The sequence below is a fragment of the Spirosoma pollinicola genome (assembly GCF_002831565.1).
GTDB lineage: Bacteria > Bacteroidota > Bacteroidia > Cytophagales > Spirosomataceae > Spirosoma > Spirosoma pollinicola.
Map to the genome: position 1 here is coordinate 2301591 of NZ_CP025096.1, position 18153 is coordinate 2319743.

General features: G+C 51.5%; 17 protein-coding genes. All 17 read left to right on the top strand.

Translation table 11 applies throughout. The features are described 5' to 3' along the window. Nucleotides 1-353 precede the first annotated feature (353 nt). On the top strand, nucleotides 354-3335 hold the full coding sequence (locus CWM47_RS09795) for a hybrid sensor histidine kinase/response regulator transcription factor (protein ID WP_170069419.1): 2982 nt from the start codon (nucleotides 354-356) through the stop codon (nucleotides 3333-3335). Between the two features lie 187 nt (nucleotides 3336-3522). Beyond that, nucleotides 3523-4047 carry a hypothetical protein gene (locus tag CWM47_RS09800; RefSeq protein WP_100987804.1) on the top strand — a complete coding sequence of 175 codons (525 nt, stop codon included), beginning with the start codon at nucleotides 3523-3525 and terminating at the stop codon, nucleotides 4045-4047. A gap of 35 nt (nucleotides 4048-4082) precedes the next feature. Then, complete coding sequence (locus CWM47_RS09805) at nucleotides 4083-4481, top strand: hypothetical protein (protein WP_100987805.1); 399 nt, start codon at nucleotides 4083-4085, stop codon at nucleotides 4479-4481. Nucleotides 4482-4526: 45 nt separating this feature from the next. After that, nucleotides 4527-4916, top strand: a complete 390-nt coding sequence (locus CWM47_RS09810) for a hypothetical protein (RefSeq protein WP_100987806.1) — start codon at nucleotides 4527-4529, stop codon at nucleotides 4914-4916. Nucleotides 4917-4960: 44 nt separating this feature from the next. Beyond that, nucleotides 4961-5341, top strand: a complete 381-nt coding sequence (locus CWM47_RS09815) for a hypothetical protein (protein WP_100987807.1) — start codon at nucleotides 4961-4963, stop codon at nucleotides 5339-5341. After that, the gene (locus tag CWM47_RS09820; protein WP_100987808.1) at nucleotides 5338-6303 is read left to right on the top strand and encodes a cytochrome-c peroxidase; all 966 of its coding nucleotides are present in this window, start codon (nucleotides 5338-5340) and stop codon (nucleotides 6301-6303) included. The genes CWM47_RS09815 and CWM47_RS09820 overlap by 4 nt, the downstream gene beginning before the upstream one ends. An 81-nt stretch (nucleotides 6304-6384) precedes the next feature. Continuing rightward, nucleotides 6385-7659 carry an agmatine deiminase family protein gene (locus tag CWM47_RS09825; protein ID WP_100987809.1) on the top strand — a complete coding sequence of 425 codons (1275 nt, stop codon included), beginning with the start codon at nucleotides 6385-6387 and terminating at the stop codon, nucleotides 7657-7659. A gap of 23 nt (nucleotides 7660-7682) precedes the next feature. After that, nucleotides 7683-9290, top strand: coding sequence for a S8 family peptidase (locus CWM47_RS09830; RefSeq protein ID WP_206170629.1), 1608 nt, complete (start codon nucleotides 7683-7685; stop codon nucleotides 9288-9290). 239 nt (nucleotides 9291-9529) lie between these two features. Beyond that, complete coding sequence (locus CWM47_RS09835) at nucleotides 9530-10003, top strand: nuclear transport factor 2 family protein (RefSeq protein ID WP_100987810.1); 474 nt, start codon at nucleotides 9530-9532, stop codon at nucleotides 10001-10003. Between the two features lie 41 nt (nucleotides 10004-10044). Further along, nucleotides 10045-10572 (top strand): DinB family protein, encoded by a 528-nt coding sequence (locus tag CWM47_RS09840; RefSeq protein WP_100987811.1) that lies wholly within the window; start codon nucleotides 10045-10047, stop codon nucleotides 10570-10572. A 147-nt stretch (nucleotides 10573-10719) separates the two neighbouring features. Beyond that, on the top strand, nucleotides 10720-11085 hold the full coding sequence (locus CWM47_RS09845) for a hypothetical protein (RefSeq protein WP_100987812.1): 366 nt from the start codon (nucleotides 10720-10722) through the stop codon (nucleotides 11083-11085). Between the two features lie 164 nt (nucleotides 11086-11249). Beyond that, nucleotides 11250-11492: a hypothetical protein gene (locus CWM47_RS09850; RefSeq protein WP_157815929.1), complete on the top strand. Its 243-nt coding sequence runs from the start codon at nucleotides 11250-11252 to the stop codon at nucleotides 11490-11492. A gap of 266 nt (nucleotides 11493-11758) precedes the next feature. Next, nucleotides 11759-12577: a DUF4595 domain-containing protein gene (locus CWM47_RS09855; protein ID WP_157815930.1), complete on the top strand. Its 819-nt coding sequence runs from the start codon at nucleotides 11759-11761 to the stop codon at nucleotides 12575-12577. A 312-nt stretch (nucleotides 12578-12889) separates the two neighbouring features. After that, entirely contained in the window at nucleotides 12890-14671 is a 1782-nt protein-coding gene (locus tag CWM47_RS09860) for a tetratricopeptide repeat protein (protein WP_157815931.1), read from the top strand. Nucleotides 14672-15210: 539 nt separating this feature from the next. Beyond that, nucleotides 15211-16209: a PDDEXK nuclease domain-containing protein gene (locus CWM47_RS09865; protein WP_100987816.1), complete on the top strand. Its 999-nt coding sequence runs from the start codon at nucleotides 15211-15213 to the stop codon at nucleotides 16207-16209. Between the two features lie 212 nt (nucleotides 16210-16421). Continuing rightward, the gene (locus tag CWM47_RS09870; protein ID WP_100987817.1) at nucleotides 16422-17339 is read left to right on the top strand and encodes a helix-turn-helix transcriptional regulator; all 918 of its coding nucleotides are present in this window, start codon (nucleotides 16422-16424) and stop codon (nucleotides 17337-17339) included. A gap of 141 nt (nucleotides 17340-17480) precedes the next feature. Beyond that, nucleotides 17481-18146, top strand: a complete 666-nt coding sequence (locus CWM47_RS09875; protein ID WP_100987818.1) for a CRISPR-associated endoribonuclease Cas6 — start codon at nucleotides 17481-17483, stop codon at nucleotides 18144-18146. Nucleotides 18147-18153: the final 7 nt, after the last annotated feature.

Genomic DNA, 18153 nt, shown 5'->3' on the forward strand with positions numbered 1-18153 from the left:
TGTAGGAGGGGGGTAATTGCCAAGGATGTCATTTTAGAAGAGACGAAGTAATCATTACGAATGGCTTTGAGCCAATTCACCTTAGAAACGGACCCGTTAGCGGCATGGCTTTACCAACGGTTTATCAACTCATGTAAGCCGACTAAAAAGCGTCACATAGGGTAAGCAGGTAAGTAACTGTGGTGATTGCTTATCGCATCAAACTCTTTCACTGAATGCCGCCGTATTGTTTGGGAGACGTACAGCTTGCCGCTTACAAATCCGATAGCGACTCACGACCCTATTAATCAGCAAGAATTCCTAACTTGATGTTAATTAAGTGCCTCGTGTTGCTCCGCTTGTCCAGCCCGTCTATGAATGCTCGTCCAATTGGCTTTTACGCTCGTGCGCTCCGACTTTTTTTCGGTACATTCCCCGTTTGGCTTGCCCTGTCCATGCCTGTAACGCAGGCTCAGCCAACTAGTTTACTCCTGACGGCGGATAGCTTACAAAAAGGCCTGGCAGGCTATTTCCTGTATCCAATGCCCTGGCGATTCCAGGCCGGCGACAACCCGACCTGGGCCAATCCAGCGCTGGACGATCACGCCTGGCAACGGGCAAAAACCGGCAATAATGTGGGCAATACGCCCCCCGGTTGGAAAGGAGTGGGCTGGTTCAGATTGCACTTTACGCTGGATAAGCCACTTTTAGGCCAGATGATGGCGCTCAAAATTAACCACATGGGGGCCTCGGATATCTATCTGGATGGGCAGCGTATTGGTGGGTTCGGCCAGGTTGGCCATTCACGGGCGACGGAAACGAGCTATATACCCAACAATGAGCCAGTGGCCTTCCGGCTCGATCAGCCCGGCGATCATGTGCTGGCGGTTCGTGTCTCCACCTTTCACCGCTACCTCACCCGCAAAGTGCGCTATGGACAGGGCTTTCTGAGCTGGATCGCTCCGCATGACCGGCTCGCCCAGTATACGCTTAACATGGCCCGTAATAATAGCCTGAATTTAGTGCTCGTGTTTGGTACGGGCCTGTTTGCTCTATTGCATTTATTTCTGTATCTGTTTTATCCAGTCCGGGTCTCTAACTTATATTACAGCTTAAGCCTGGCTTTTTTTACAGGCGCTTCAGCCTGCGTGTATGTTGATAACATCCTGACCAATCCGGCTACCCTGCAACTAATCTGTTACTTGATGGTGGGCTTGAACCAGGCTTATTCAGTGCTAACCGTGGCGTTTATCTATTCAATTTGTTACGTCAGTCAGCCCCGCCAGGTATGGGCATTCTGCAGTATAGGAGTGCTTCTGTATGGAATCTTTCTGGTCTTTCCGACGCTGGCAATGGAATGGGTCCTCATCACCTTCGCTAGTGGTTGTGTAGGTGAAGTGCTACGGGTGGTCTGGCAGGGAATATACCGGAAACAACCCGGCATTTGGTTGATCGGGGTAGGGATACTGGCGGTGGCGGTGGTGTATGGGGTAGCAGCCGGTAACGGCGATGTATTGGGCCTTTGGCCCAACAACCCGTCCGGGCAAAGTTGGTTCATTGCGTTTGGGTTGCTAACCTTGCCGCTTTGTACTTCACTTTACTTAGCCCAGGATTTTGCCCGAACGAATGGTAGCCTGGCTGCGCAACTAAATCAGGTCAACGCCCTTTCCCAAAAGACCCTGGCCCAGGAAGCCGAAAAGCTCAAGCTGGTGGCCGAACAGAATGAGGTACTCGAGCAAACTGTGCAGGAACGAACCGAAAAGATTCAGCAGCAGGCCAACAAACTCCGGGAGATTGATGCCATCAAATCGCGCTTTTTCACCAACCTGACTCACGAATTTCGCACTCCCCTGACCTTAATGCTGGGCCCGGCTGAACAGGTGCTGGCCGAAACAGAAGAACCCAAAACCAAACAGCAGGTTGGGCTCCTCTATCGAAACGCCCAGCGGTTGCTCCAACTCATCAATCAACTGCTCGATCTGAGCAAACTGGAAGCGGGCAAAACCCAGTTGACCCCGACATCCGTCGATCTGGTGGGTTTGGTGAAAGGCACTCTACTTTCGTTTGAGTCACTGGCCCATCAGAAACAAATCGCGCTGCACGTGACGGCCAGCCTCGATCAGTTGATGATGGACATGGACCGGGACAAGATCGAAAAAATACTCTACAACCTGTTTTCGAATGCCATCAAGTTCACCCCAGCCGGGGGCGAGGTGTCTATTGGATTAACCGATGAAGGTGTCAGGGTAGAGGAGCCTTGGGCTACGTTGGTCGTTCATGACACGGGCGTTGGGATACCGGCCGCCAACCTTCCGTACGTGTTCGATCAGTTCTACCAAGTGGATGCCTCCATCACCCGCGAGCAGGAGGGTTTCGGCATCGGTCTGGCCTTAACCAAAGAGTTAGTCGAGCTACACGGCGGTCGTATTCATATCGACAGCCAGCAAGGCATTGGTACCATCGTCACCGTCCGCCTGCCCATTCGTCAGGAGCATCCCATTCGGGATGGGGTAGAACATAGCTTACCCACGTCCTACCGTGGGGTTACCGATCCCGTAGAGGACCCACTTCCTCAATCGTCCGGTGGAGCCGACGCCCAACTCCTACTGATTGAAGACAACGATGAAGTCCGTCAATTTATCCGCTCGTCGTTAGGGCATCAGTACCGGATTATTGAGGCTATAAACGGAGAAGAAGGCGTTCGACTCGCGCAGGAGCATGTACCCGACCTGGTTATTACTGACCTGATGATGCCCAAACTCGATGGGTATCAGGTTTGTGCAGCCTTAAAGCAGGACGAGCGCACCAGCCACATCCCCATCGTGATGTTAACAGCCAAAGCCGACCTCGACAGCCGGATTGAGGGGCTTCAAACGGGGGCTGATAGCTATCTGGCCAAGCCGTTTCACCAGCGGGAGCTAATGGCTCAGATTGCTAATTTGATCACCAGTCGCCGACAGTTACGGGAGCGATTCAACCGGGATAGTCTCTGGCATACGGGAGACGCTTTGCCGTCAATGGAGCAAGCCTTCCTTGACCGGGTTCGGACGGCCATCGATGCCCATCTGGAGGATGAAGGGTTTAGTGTCGATCAGTTGAGCGACAATCTGGGCGTTAGTCGTACCCAACTCCACCGCAAGCTCAAAGCGCTTATCAATCAATCGCCCGGCGATCTGATCCGTGTGGTCCGCCTACAACGCGCCTTAGACTTACTGACCCGTAACGTCGCCACCGTCTCGGAAGTGGCCTATATGGTCGGTTTTGGTAATCCGGCTAATTTCTCCACCAGTTTCTCCAGGCACTTCGGCTACGCGCCCAGCGAGGTGAAAAAGAAAGTGGGTTCAGCGGCTTCCTGATTGCTTGTTCAGTGTCCACTGACTCCACCAAGGCGATAAAACCGCTTTAAAGCATCTGCATATCAGTCGCTGCAACGTTTTCAAACGCATTTGCAACGTACGCAAAAGACGCATACAAGCGGCTTGTTTTCCTTTGTGTTGTCGTTTAAGCTGTCCTAAACCGACGGTGACCTTAACTAAACACCACATGGAAGCCAAGCCGCATTCACCTTACCGGGTCTTTCTGGCCTATCTGCTGCTAACGTTTTACTGCTTTGGGGCGGGCATGATGAATGAGTTTGTCGAATACCTGAGCTACGCCGATCTAGGCCGTTCTATTCCTCCGGCCGACTTCGCCCGCTGGCACAAAGCCACCAGTCAATACGTTCTGCCATTTCTAGTGCTGCCCATTCTACTGGGCAACATCGCCCTAATCGCATTATTTTTCAACCGGCCAGCGAGCATACCAAAATGGACGCTCTGGGTAGCGCTGGCTTGCGCCATAACGGCCTGGGTATCGACCATTCTGTTTCAGGTGCCCATTGAAACACAGTTTGATCAGGGATACTTCAGCCCGGCCCTGATGGAGCGCTTGTGGCAAACCGACTGGATTCGCAAAGGGGCCTTTTTTGTTGAGATTGGTGTCGTTATTTATATGACTGTGTGTTTCTTCGGGTCGGCAACCCTACGACTAACAACTCTGGAGGCAACCCGGCTTACTTCAGCCCTATAAACCGATCTCTCTGCTAACGTATCTCCCTAATTGGCATGAAAAAAGTCCTTATTTTCTCGTTTGTCATTACCGCTTTAACTGCCGTATCGTTCCGCACTCCGACCGATACTATTGTGGGTCGATGGCAACAAACGGTGAAAGGTGCCACTGCGCTACTGGTCTTCAGGCCTGACGATACATTCGATATTTTCATTAATGGAAAAACGTTTACCAGCGGCAAGTACAGGGATCGACAGGACACCTTCGCCCTGGCTGACACAGCATGCGGGATAGACTACTACGGTACCTATAAACTCAATTTCTTCGCCCCGGATTCGCGGTCCGCTTTACGGCTATTGCTGATACCTGCAAAGCCCGTAACGGGGCTATGCATCAGTTCACTGCCGGTCGGCGCAGCGCCGATGCGGTCCCCCTGGCCAAGCCCTGAATTTTAATGGCTAGATCTATTGGTCAGTTTATTTTTTATACCTAGTTACCCCATGAAAAAAGCATTCCTTACCTCCATTGCGGCCCTTGCCCTGATTTCAGTATCGTTCATCAGCCCGCCTAACCCGTTGGTAGGGCGCTGGCAGCAACTTTACAAAGGAGCCACCGCCCTGTTTATTTTCCGAGCCGACAGTACGTTTGATGTATTCATCAATGGCAAAGCGTTCACCCACGGAAAATATTTCGTCCGAAAGGATACCATGGGGATGGCCGACGTCAGTTGTAACGGGGCTTACTACGGCACCTACAAATTAGGCTTCTATGCCCCCGATTCAGTCCGGTTCGTTACCATTCGGGATACCTGTAAGGGGCGTAACGGTGATCTGCACAACTTTACCGTGGGTCGGCGGTCCGCCGATGCGGTTAATGCAGTCAAGCCCTAACGGAGTCATGACAAAATTGATTTAAACCAACAACCACATCGATCATGAAAAAAGTATTCACCCTCCCCGTAGGCCTCATTTTGCTATTGGCCCTTTCGTCTTCTTTCGTTGATCCAGCAAACCCAATGGTCGGGCGCTGGCAGCAGCAGATAGACGGGGTAACGCTACTAGTCAACTTCCGGCCTGACGGTAGCTACGACGGGTTCGTCAATGGGAAGTCGTATTTAACGGGACGCTATTACGTTCGGCAGGATACGATTGGGCTCACTGACGGCAAGTGTAACCCGACGTATTTCGGTACCTATCGACTGCAATTTTTAGTCCCGGATTCGGTTCGATTCACCGCGATCCTGGATACCTGTCGGGACCGCCGGGAAGCTGTACCCACCTTGGCGCTTGGCCGGGTTACTCCCGGTAAGCCATGAAAACGGACCTCTATTGCCTAACCGCTCTAATCGCCTTCGTTTTGGTGAGTGCTACGTTCGTTACCGACGAGCCCATGGACAAAATGACGTTGGGGAAACGCTTGTTTTCCGATCCCATTCTCTCACGCAACCGAACGATTAGTTGTGCCAGTTGCCACCGGGAGGAATTCGCCTTTGCCGATACGTCAGCGCTGAGCCTGGGCGTGTTTGGCCGGAAAGGAAAACGCAATACCCCTTCGGCCATGAACGTGCGCTTGCAGGCCAACTTCTTCTGGGACGGTCGGGCCGCTACCCTGGAGGAGCAGGCGCTGATTCCCATCGCCAACCCCGATGAAATGGATTTGCCCGTTGATGTGGCCATCAAACGTTTGAACGGAAGTAAGACCTACCGGGCTTACTTTAAGCAGGTATTTGGAGAGCTACCCACCAAAACCAATTTAGCGAAGGCACTGTCCGAGTTTGAGCAGACCCTGGAAACGGCCGAATCCCCCCTGGATGACTGGCGGCTGAACGATAACGAAGCGGCCATGAGTGAGTCGGCCAAGCGGGGCTTTGCCCTCTTCAATGGTAAAGCCAACTGCGTGCAGTGTCATTTCGGGGCGGATTTCAATAGCTCCGAATTTAGAAACATCGGCTTGTTCGATGGGAAAACGCTGGCCGACAGCGGCCGGGCCGCCATCACCAAGCGGGCCGCTGATCTGGGCAAGTTCAAGATTGGTCCCTTGCGCAATGTGGCCCTGACGGCCCCCTACATGCACAACGGGATGTTCAAAACGCTAGCGCAAGTCATTGATCATTACAATGAGCCCGACAAGCGGGTGCCGGGTGCCATGAACCGCGACCCGCTGCTGGCTAAACCGCTAGGACTCAGTCAGCAGGAGAAACAGGATCTGGAAGAATTCTTGCGGGCGCTGACCGACAAGCGGTTCCTAGTGAAGGCAAGCGCAACGAAGAAAACATAGCCCTAATCACCAGGCCCCCTTCCCACGCCAGACCGGCTGACACCGTTGGCTAACAAGAAGACCTATCCTCGACTATATACCATGAAATTAACCCTACTTCGTATTTTATCCGTCTGGCTGGTTTCAACCCTAACCCAAGGGCAGACCCGCTACACCATGCCCGCTGAATGGGAACCCCAGGAGACGGTTTGGATGGGCCTGCGCACCGAAGAGACACAGACCAAATTCGATACCACCACCTTGGAGATGATTCAGGCGCTGGTACCCTTCGTCAAGCTGAATCTGATCCTGGAAAAAGATACCCTGTTTCGGGAAGGGAAAAGCTGGTTTACCCCCTTTGGTATTGACACGAGTCGAATCAGCATCATCAGGCAAGACCCCACCGACTACTGGTACCGCGATCCGGGTCCGGTGTTCGTGCGTAACGCCGAAGGGCAACTGGCCGTCGTCGATTTTCGCTACAGCAATTACGGGGCGCATCCCGATTCGCTGACCGAGCGCGCCCGCCAACACGACGAGCTTGATAAGGATATCGCCCATCGTCTCAAATTGCCCATAATCACATCCAGCGTCTTCATGGAAGGCGGTGCCATCGAAGTCAACGGGAGGGGTACGCTCTTGCAGGTGGAATCGGTCACCCTGCAACGCAATCCCCATCTGTCGAAAGCGGCCATTGAACAGGACTTAAAACGAGTTTTGGGCGTAAAAAAGGTAATCTGGCTCAAAAAAGGCCCGGCCGATGATGACCGGTTGGGACTGCTGGGCGATTCGGTGCTGTATGCTGTTCGGGGGACGGGGGGGCATGTGGATGAATTCTGCCGCTTTGCCAACGCCAGCACGATTCTGCTAGGTTGGATGGAGGAGGGCGAAATTGGTGCGGACCCCGTGAAGCGGATCACTCATGATCGAAAGGTGGAGAACCTGAAAATCCTGCAACAGGCAACCGACCAGGATGGGAAATCGTTCACGATTGTCAAAGTGCCATTCCCCCAGATTACGTATAAAAAAAGGGTTGTCACCGAAAGTAACCGATATTACCAAAACATCAAGCGAGCCCGGCCCAACCTCAAATCGGGCACCGTGCTGTACATCGTGCCATCGGCCAGTTACTTGAATTATGTCATCGCCAATGGGGTGATTCTATTACCGACTTATTGGCAGCCGGGCGAGTCGGAAGCGGGCAAAAAACGGGATGCCGACGTGTTAGCCCTATTTAAGAAATACTTTCCAGACCGAAAGCTGATCCAGATTAATCCCATCCAGCTGAACTACGCGTCTGGCGGAATGCACTGCGTCACCCAGCAGCAACCAGCCGGAAAGCCGGTTAGTCAACAAGCTGCTGTTTCCTCGAAATGACGTTTAACGACTAATCCAACCGTATGAAAAATCTCATCTGCTTACTCCTCGGGATTTTACCCGGCTTACTGGCTGCTCAGCCGCAACCCGTTCAATGGCATCACCTCGACCCTAGAACCGATAGCGTTATGGGCATTAGCACCGACCGAGCCTACCGCGAGTTACTTAACGGTCGCAAAGCCACACCCGTGATTGTGGCGGTGATCGATGGGGGTGTCGACACGAACCACGAAGACCTGAAGGCGGTCATCCGGGCCAACTCAAAAGAGATTGCCGGTAACGGCAAAGACGATGACCACAATGGCTACGTCGACGACGTGAAAGGCTGGAACTTTATGGGCGGCAAAGACGGCCGTAACGTTGAGTTTGACCGCAAGGAGGAAACCCGGATTGTGGCTCGTCTGGGACCATGCTATGCCACGGCGCATCGGGCCTCGCTTCCGGCGGAGCAACAGGCTGACTACGATCTGTATACGCGGGCTAAAGCCCACTACGAGCAAAAGCGGCAGGAGCTAACCACTACGTACGGTCGGAATGCCCAGATGGAAACGCGCTTGAAGAACATGATCGCTGATCTAAAAAAAGCACTCGGTGTGACTCGGCTGGATTCGGCCCTGCTGCACCATCCCCCGACGACCGACTCGACGCAGCGCCAGAAAGCAGCCATGATCTACGGGCCGATGGTGCAGCGGGGATTCGCCGACGCGGATGACGCCCTGGCGGGCCTGCAAAAAAACATCAAACGGCTGAAGACGCAGCTGGACTACGGGTATAATCTGCAATACGACCCCCAACCGATTGTGGGCGACAACCCTGATAAGCTGACCGAAGTGGGATACGGCAATGCGGATGTGATCGGACCCGACGCCAGTCATGGGTCGCATGTAGCGGGTATCATTGCCGCCAACCGTACCAACTCCCTCGGTGTTATGGGCATTGCCAACCACGCCTACATCATGGCCATCCGGTCTACACCCGAAGGGGATGAGCACGACAAGGATGTTGCCAACGCCATCCGCTACGCGGTCGATAATGGGGCCACCATTATCAATATGAGCTTCGGCAAGGATTTCTCCCCCGACCGCCGAATCGTGGATGAGGCCATTCGCTACGCCGACACAAAAGGGGTGTTGCTGGTTCACGCGGCTATGAATGATCATAATAACATCGACTCGGTTGCTTTTTATCCGGCAGCAACCTATCCTGATGGCCGAGAGATGCCGAATGTAATTACGGTCGGGGCCAGTTCGCGTATCAATAACCGGGAGTTGGCGGCAACCTTTTCCAATTATGGACAGCACACCGTCGACGTGTTTGCGCCCGGCGTTGGCGTGTTGTCTACCGTACCGGGTAACGACTACCAGCCAATGAGTGGCACGAGCATGGCCACTCCCGTCGTGGCGGGTATCGCAGCCGTGCTGAAATCGTACTTTCCTCAACTGACGCCCCAGGCTATCAAGCGCATCATTATGCAATCGGCGACACCGCTTCATACGATGGTTTACAAACCGGGTACCCGCCAACTGGTGGACTTCGTAACCTTATCGAAAACGGGTGGCATCGTCAACCTCTACGAAGCGGTGAAATTGGCTCTAATTCAAACGCCCGTTGCAACCTCAACGAATAAATAAATGACCTGCTGAATTTCTTCATCTGACAGAAGTGATGATTCAATGACCTAAACGACTTGACAACATTTATTCATCGTAAAGCAGCTATGCAATGTCGCAACTTTTTAAAATCAAGCCTGGCCGGTCGAAACGGATAGCGACCTAAAACAAGGGTGCTTCCAGCTTAAAGCGGTAGCTGACTATAAAACAAAGCCGGGCGCCGGAATCGCCCACTAAGTACGTCTGACACCTTTACTACTATGAATAAACTAACGCTTGTCTGCTTTTTGCTGACCATTACCCGAACTACTGTCCCGGCCCAAAGCACAGAGGAAACCGCGATTAAAACGGTCATCGAACGCGAAACCCAGTCGTGGTTAAATCGCGATGCCTACGCGATTGCCCGTTGCTGGGCAGCCGTCTCCTACGCCACCCACCTGGGGCTGCGGACCGATGGGAAAGCCTTTTTCAGTACCAACGAGCAGGGACAGATTACCCAGACCATTCGGAACGTGAGTCTCCAGGCGGCCCAACCCGACCGCTCGACATTCGCCAACTCGGACAACCGGATTCGGATCAACGGCACCAGTGCCTTTGTCACCTTTGCCCAGCTTCGCACCGCGCCCGAAGGCCACGTTGAACAGTATTATCAAACTCGCAATATGGAAAAGCAGCAGGGTTCCTGGCAGATTGTTCACGCCAGCGCGCTGTTCCGCCACCCGGAAAACAAGTGACACATTATGCCAGTATATCCTACTCAGCAAATCCCCTTTCGATGCATCCCCTGTTGAAACCCCTTCTATCTGACATCGCCACGGCCCGCACTCGCTACATCAGCACGGTGACACAGTTGACCGACCAGCAGGCGCAGTATAAACCCTTGCCTGAGGTTTGGAGCGCTTTGGAGAACACCGAACACCTGTTCTGGGCCGAACAGGGCGGTATTTGGGGCATGTGGCGGGCCCTGGAGGCTTACCGCAATGGCGCACCCATCTGGACCGGGGAACTCACTAACCGGGGTCGCTCTATTGAGGAAGTGATTGAGAAGACCTGGCAACCCAACGAGCAGGTACCGGCTAATGCCGCCCCGCGCCTGGGTGGGACATTGGCGTTTTGGTGCGCTTCGCTGGCGAGTTTACAATCCTTGCTGGAAGCTTTCAGCTACGCCGTGGACGGGGAAGATCTGGAGGCCATTATTCATCCCCATCCCATTTCCGGCCCGCTGGACATCGGGCAGCGGTTTGAGTTTCTACGCTTTCACATCGACCGGCACCGACGGCAGATTGGTGCTTTACTTCCCTAATGACTTGTATCTGATGAGAAGCAGTCCCGCTTCGCAGGCCAACGATAGTCAATTAACATCCAGTCAACGTATCAACATCCAGCAATGAATCAGGTAGTCAAGAAAGTAGGAACCGTGGAAACGTACGGTCGCTAAACTAACCATACAATGACAAACGCATCCATCCTAGCTCTCCTGGGCATAGCGATCCTTCGTGTGGGGTTCAATCTGCCGTCCAACCCGCTGACAGGGCGGTGGCAGCAGAAATTTCCTGCTGGTCGAAAGGCACTGGCTGTCTTTCGGGCCGATAGTACGCTGGACTTTTTTGTCAACGGGAAGGCCTTTGGCAGTGGCCGGTATTACGTCCGGCAGGATACGCTTGGCCTGTCGTATGCGTCGTGTAACGGGGCCTATACCGGTACATACCAGCTCAGTTTTTTTGCCCGTGATTCCGTTCGGTTTAGCGTTCTGGAGGACACTTGCCGCGAGCGACGCCTGGGCATGGACGGCGTAACGATGGGTCGGGTTGACTAACATCCGGCAGCGTTACTGGTAGCGAGATTTTAAGGGTAATATTAGATTGTAAATACGCAAATTATTGCTTGTAAGTAGTTATTATTCAGTTATTTATAAGCTAATGCTAGCCGTTCTAACTCAATAGCTTTGACTTGATTATGAACCACTTATTTTTATATCAGATGAAAAAACAAATCATTATTACCTGCCTGACCTGTATAGGCGTAGTCGTCGGTGCTCAGGCGCAGAATAGGTTGGCCAATACGGCCTGGCAGGGCACGGTTCAATTATATCGGGTTATGGATGTCGTTTTGCAGTTCGAAAAGGATACGATTCGGATGTATTCGGTTCCGGATAATGTCCTGGCTGAAACGAAATTGCTGGAAACCATGACGTACACAACGAAGGGTGATACGTTCACCTAGAAGTAAGTAAGTGGGGGTAGCCCCTGCGATACTGAAACGCCCGGAACCTGGCGATACACCATCAGTAGTAACGAAATGAAGCTCGACATGGTTGATGATGCCTGCGAAGGCCGATCAGGTGCTCGTACAAATGTACCGTTTAAAAAAGTAGCGTTTTTGGTGAAGTAAAGGGGAACTAGTGAACTGTTTAACCGTCTGTCTGTCAACGTTGACTTTGTCGTGTTAGCCGATTGAAGATACTATCAATGAAACAAACGACTAATACCATGACTAAAGTAGCCATGCTTTTCGTCGCGATGACGCTCCTGTGTATAACCTGCCAGCAGCGCGTGGAACCAGCGTCGGGTTGTCGGTTGACCATCAACGAGAATACGGATACCTACGTGTATCAGTTCGATGAAGCGGGAAAGCTGACTGCTATTCATACGAGCACGGCTGGCGGTGAAGCGGATTTTCGCTATACCTATCAGGGTAATAAAGCGACGATCGATGTGACCTACCCAACCTCAACCTGGCTTCGGATTACCTACGATCTGAGTCTAAACCCGGATGGGTACGCTGTAACGGCTCAGCAAACTATGTGTAATCAGTTGGCCGACGGCACTAGACACGAATCAGTCACGGCTACGCACACCTTTGCTTATGACGCTCAGGGCTATCTAATTGACCATCAGGCCGATGAATTTTCCTATCCGCTCGGAGCGGCTACCCTCACCAGGCATTCCGAAGCGCATTTAACGTACCAGAACGGCAATCCGGTTACTATCGATATGGAGCTTTCTTCATCCGGTACGGCCCAGCCAGCACGCACCATCGTTAATCGCTATGGCCAACAGGCCAATCCGTTGAAAACGCCTTTTCTACTGGAATTCAATCCGTTTGGTTTTAGCATCTCCCGCTATCTGCAACCATTTTTAGGCAAGCCAGCTCAGCACCTGCTCACGGCATCGGACAATCAACAAGCAGGTCGGCCAACGACCAGTACGGCTTACACTTACCAATTTGACCCGGGTAAGAACCTAATCGGCGTCAATCGTACCGGCGTCTATTCCATCAACAGTTCTTTAGACAACATCTGGCCTTAAGGTAAACCAAATCGACCGGGTCTCTATTTCGGGCCTAATGAGTGATGCTACTGAACGATCAGAGCTGTTTTCCACGGTGGACCCTTGAAAGAGCGAACAGATATTGACGTGCGATACAATCGAAATGGCTTTTTTGGGTACCGTTGCAGCGGCAATTAGGTCGGGGTGGCCTTATCCTGACACCCTGGATCAGCACTTATGAGTGAACGGTAGGGACCGTTACGGCAGGAAGGCGTAAACTTGTATAGCCTATCACTATTATTACTAATCAACGAGTTACTGCATTATTTAATCAATAAATTCTTTTCGCTCGTGAATTCACACCTTACAATTCCCCTCTTTCTGCTGGCTTCGCTTCCGGTGTTGGGCCAGCATGACCACAGTGCCCACACGGCGACTACCTCATCAGCCACGCATTGCCGTCCGCCCGAAATCCGCAAGGTTGCCCTGCCACCACCTAACCTGATGGAAGGTATTGGCAAAAGTCACCTCAAAATAACGACCAAATCGGACTCTGCGCAACGCTACTTCGATCAGGGACTCTCCTTACTGCATGACTTCTGGGATTTTGAAGCATTCCGGGCCTTCGAATACGCGGCCAAACTCGACACCACAGCCGCTATGCCCCATTGGGGAATCTATATGACCATTCGATCAGGCGACCAAAAACGGCAGGCGGATAAAAAGAAGGCGTTGGAACAGGCTAAAAAGTGGAGCAAAAAGGCGTCGGAACCCGAACAATTATATATAAAAGCGATTGAGGTGGAAGCGGCAGCTACCGATGCTAAGAAAAGCCGGGAGGAGGGAAACCGGGCCTTTATCGCCGAGATGGATAACCTGATTCACCGCTATCCCGACGACGTAGAAGCAAAGTTAATCCTCTGGCTAGGGGGCATTGGGGGTAGTTACTCGGCCGATGGTAAGCCCGAGGAAAACACGATGTACGCCCAAACGATGCTGGAAAAACTGCTCATCTCGCATCCCGATCATCATGCGGTGCACCATTACTGGATTCATCAAATGGAAAACTGCTGTCCGCAGGCCGCCTTAGCCAGCGCCCAAAAGCTGGCTTCCCTAGCGCCGGCGTCGGGTCATGTCGTCCACATGCCTGGCCATATTTACTACCGGCTGGGCGATTACAAGCGGGCCAGGCAATCGTTTCTGGCCGCCATGCGCGTCGATTCGGCCTATATGAGCGGGCAGGGCATTCACCGACTGGATACCTGGAACTATGACCACAACCTCCAGTACCTGATTGCCAACGACGCTGAGGAAGGCCGCTACCAGGAAGCTACGGCTATCTTGAGCCGACTCCTCGACAAATCAGGCGTGCAGGATACGGCCCGCGCTCAAGACTTCAAAAAATGGGCGCTCAACAATGGCCAGCAGCGGCCGGTATCGCTGGCCGTTCGCTTTGGACAGTTCGCGCAGGCCGCTGATTATCAATTACGAAACCTGGCCGATACAGCCGCTCAGCGGGCAGGCATGGGTGACAAAGCGTATGCTGAATATCGGAAGATGCCCCTGCGCCGTCACCGCGTCGCCTACTTCCTGGGTATGGACGCTATCGAAAAAGGCAAAATCGACTTGGCCCGCCAGTACGCCAACGAACTGGATGCCGATCTATGGCGAGCCACCAAGCAGGACAAAACGTTGAGTGGCTACCAGGAAACGCTGCTTAGTTTGCACTCGGTTGAACTACAAGGCAACGTGTATAGCCTTCAGGGCGACACCACGCATGCGTTTGGCTTACTAAAGGAGGCCGTGAAGTTAGAAAAGGAATTGGGCTACCAGGAACCTCCTCTCTACGAGTACCCCACCCGTTTGTCGCTGGCCAAGGCCTATCAACGGGCCCGGCAGTGGCCACAGGCACGGGACACCTATCAGGCGTTGCTGAAGGAAAGGCCTAATAGTGGTTTCGCCCTTTTTGGTTTAGCTCAGGTTTGGGAATTGGAAGGCAACCGGGCCGAAGCGGCCAAAGCCTATCAAACCTTTCTGTCGACCTGGAATGAAGCCGACGCTGATCTTCCCCAGATCAAAAAAGCCCGAGCCTGGATGCGGCTGAATAAAGGGCCGTTAACCGCCGAAAAATAGTATGTTTTTGGACTTGCTACCCCTTTTGAGGCCAATAGACAACGGTCGCCCAAGTCCCGTATCCAGGCTACCCATTGCGAGGGTTTGCCAAGGCTAGCAAGTAAAAAATTGGCCATTCAAATTCCGTCCCTATCGGACGTGGCTGTTGCACAACTATTTTGAGACAGAGTTTGACCACAGATCTGCTAGCTAACAGGCTCAGAAATGGGGAGTTCAGCCAAAGGATCGGTCCGAATCAACTAATTTATTCGTAAGCGGACTACCAATATGAGTTGTGCAACAGCCACGGACGTTTAACTGAACGGTGTTCGTGCAGGAGGAAAGAGGCCGAAAACTTGCTTTTTCGCGTTCAATAAATCCGTTCAGTTTACTCGTTCACGATTTTTCGCTGTCAGGAGGTTTATTTGAACGTTTGTCGCCTTCCAGTTTATCTCCCTGGTGAAGTTTCACCAGCTATCCCTTATTGAGTATCTTCGCCAATGTGGAGTCATATTCACTACGATCAACTTTACCATAAAGCCGACTCTGCTCTCCTACAAATGGATCAATTAGTTTCTGAAATTCGACAAATTATTAGCCAATCAAGAGAGAGTGCGGCTCGATCTATCAATCATGCTCTAGCCCTTATGTACTGGCACATTGGCCGGGTTATCGTCGAGGATGAACAGCAAGGCCAGGAACGGGCCACTTACGGTAAAGCGCTCATTAAAAACCTCTCGATTCAGTTAGTGGCTGAATATGGTGAAAACTTTTCGAGCCGAAACCTTCAATTAAGTCGGCAGTTTTACCTCACCTTTCCAATTGTGAACTCAGTGAGTTCACAATTAACCTGGACTCATTATAAAGTCTTGGTGCGTCTGGATGACACGAGTAAGCGAGCCTTCTACATGGCCGAGACGGAGAAAAATGCCTGGACGGTGCGTCAACTAGAACGACAGATCAACAGCTTGCTTTATGAACGCTTATTAATGAGCCAGGATAAAGAAAGCGTCTTAGCTATAGCCCAATCTGAGGCAAAGCCGACTCACCCACACCAGGTTATTAAAGATCCCATCGTGCTTGAATTCTTGGGGCTAAAACCACAAGCCAGTTATTATGAACAGGATATTGAAGCCGCGATCATCACCCATATTCAGGAATTTCTCTTAGAACTGGGGAATGGTTTCTCCTTCGTTGCCCGGCAAAAGCGGATCATCATTGAGAGTGACGAATTTAAAATCGATTTAGTCTTCTACAATCGGTTGTTACAATGTTTTGTGTTGCTGGATCTGAAAATGGACAAGATAACCCATCAGGATTTAGGTCAACTACAGATGTATGTGAACTACTACGACCGTGACATAAAGGAGTCGTATGAAAATCCCACGATTGGTGTTTTGTTGTGTGCGGATAAAAATGATGCGGTCGTACGCTATACCCTTCCGGCAAACAACACCCAGTTGTTTGCCAGTAAGTACCAGTTACACTTACCTACGGAGCAACAGCTAATTAATGAGATTCGAAAGGAACTACCAAATGACCAGACCGATCAACGGTAATTCATTATAGCCTGATTAAAGAAAGAATGGGCTGGTGACTAAGGGTACGCCTAAAGGAATAATTTATGATACTGATACTGAGTTTGATAAATTACAAATCCACCTTTCTTTTTGACAGAATACGTAATTCATATAATAAATCATACTATAGCCTGCTTTAATCAAACTTCTTTACCTAAGTTGGCAGACAATTCACACCATGTCCGTCTTTCATGAACGATTCTGCAAAGCTGCGCCGTCAACTCCATTTAATTCGCTGCTTAGATAAGCCCTATACTTACCCTTCTCTAATACAAGTCCACAAATACCTACTGGATCATGACATCGAGCAGACGTCGCTAGCCACTGTCGAGCGGGATATAAATGACATCCGAACCGACTACGATATATCCATTATCTACGACCGTCGACGGCATGGCTACTTCCTGGACTTACCTACCGACGATGAAGATATTAGCAATTTCCGTGAGTTTGTTCGATTACTGGAACGACGTGAACGGCTGGAATTATTGACGCGGTCGGGCCGGTCGGTGGCTCAGTATATTCAGCTTGAGCAACACAATGGCTTTCGAGGTCTTGACCTAATGGCTCCGTTGTGGAATGCGCTTCAACGAAAGCTAGTGATTACATTTTCCTATCAGGCCTATAAAGATAAACCCGCCGAAAAGCGTTGGGTGGAGCCTGGCTTATTATTCGAATACCGAAACCGGTGGTATTTAGACGGGTTCGACCTCGACCGCAACGGCGAACGCACCTTTGGGCTCGACCGAATCATTGATCTAACGCTAACGCCCCAATCTATTTTACCCAGCCGTCAGACCGACTACCGGGCTGCTCGTCGGCACGTTATTGGGGTAACAGCCCCGCCGGGCAGCTCCATTGAGCATGTGATTCTTCGCTTTCGCCGACCTGAGGCCGAATATATTCTATCGTTACCCCTGCACAACAGCCAGCAAACCCTAGCCGAGACGCCGACCTATGTCGATATTGAGATTCAGGTCGTGCTAAACCATGAATTGGAACGCGAGATTCTGGCCTATGGTGAGGAGGTTGAGGTTTTGGCTCCAGCTTGTTTGAGAGAAACAATGGCCAGAAGGTATAGTAATGTCATGAAGCACTACGATTCGTAAAAAATCAAAATAATTCATATTCCGGAATTACTCCCTCAAGTTTTGGTGGGAGTGCCTACTTTCCTTTGTATTGTTCAAAAGATAGCACTGACCTTTCCGCACAACCTCTTATACACAGGCATTAATGATTCCTTTACCCCTATGCGACTTCAACTACAACTCACACCTAACACACAGCCCGTTCCCTTCGACCATCTGCACCAACTAACCGGGGCACTACACAAATGGCTTGGGCAAAACAATATTCACGATGGCTTGAGCCTATATAGCTTTGGCTGGCTACGAGGGGGTAAGCCAATTGGAAGAAACCTATATTTTTTAGAGAACGCTACATGGTCGATTAGTTTTCACGACGATAGTCAAGCTTGGCAGCTGGCCCGTGGTATTCTGAAAGACCCAATGTTTGCCTTCGGAATGAAGGTTGAGAAGGCAACTGAGATGCCTTTGCAGACCGGGTTTACTCAAATTAGTTTTAAAGTCGATGGTATGGTAGTAGCCCGTCGTAAAAGGCCAGATGGGTCCAAAGAATATTTGCTCTGGGATAATCCGGCGGCTGACGAAGTGCTTACAGGAATCTTTCGGCAAAAACTCACCGCAGCCGGATTCGGCCCTGAACACTTGTCGGCAACGGTACAATTCGACCGCAATTTTGCCAACGCCCGCACTAAAATTGCCACTATTAAAAGTATTAAACACAAGGGTAGCGAATGTCCGGTTATCGTCACCGGTACTCCCGAAGCCGTTCATTTTGTCCAATTAGTCGGTGTGGGTGATTTGACAGGCAGCGGCTTTGGTGCCTTACTCTAAATCCTGA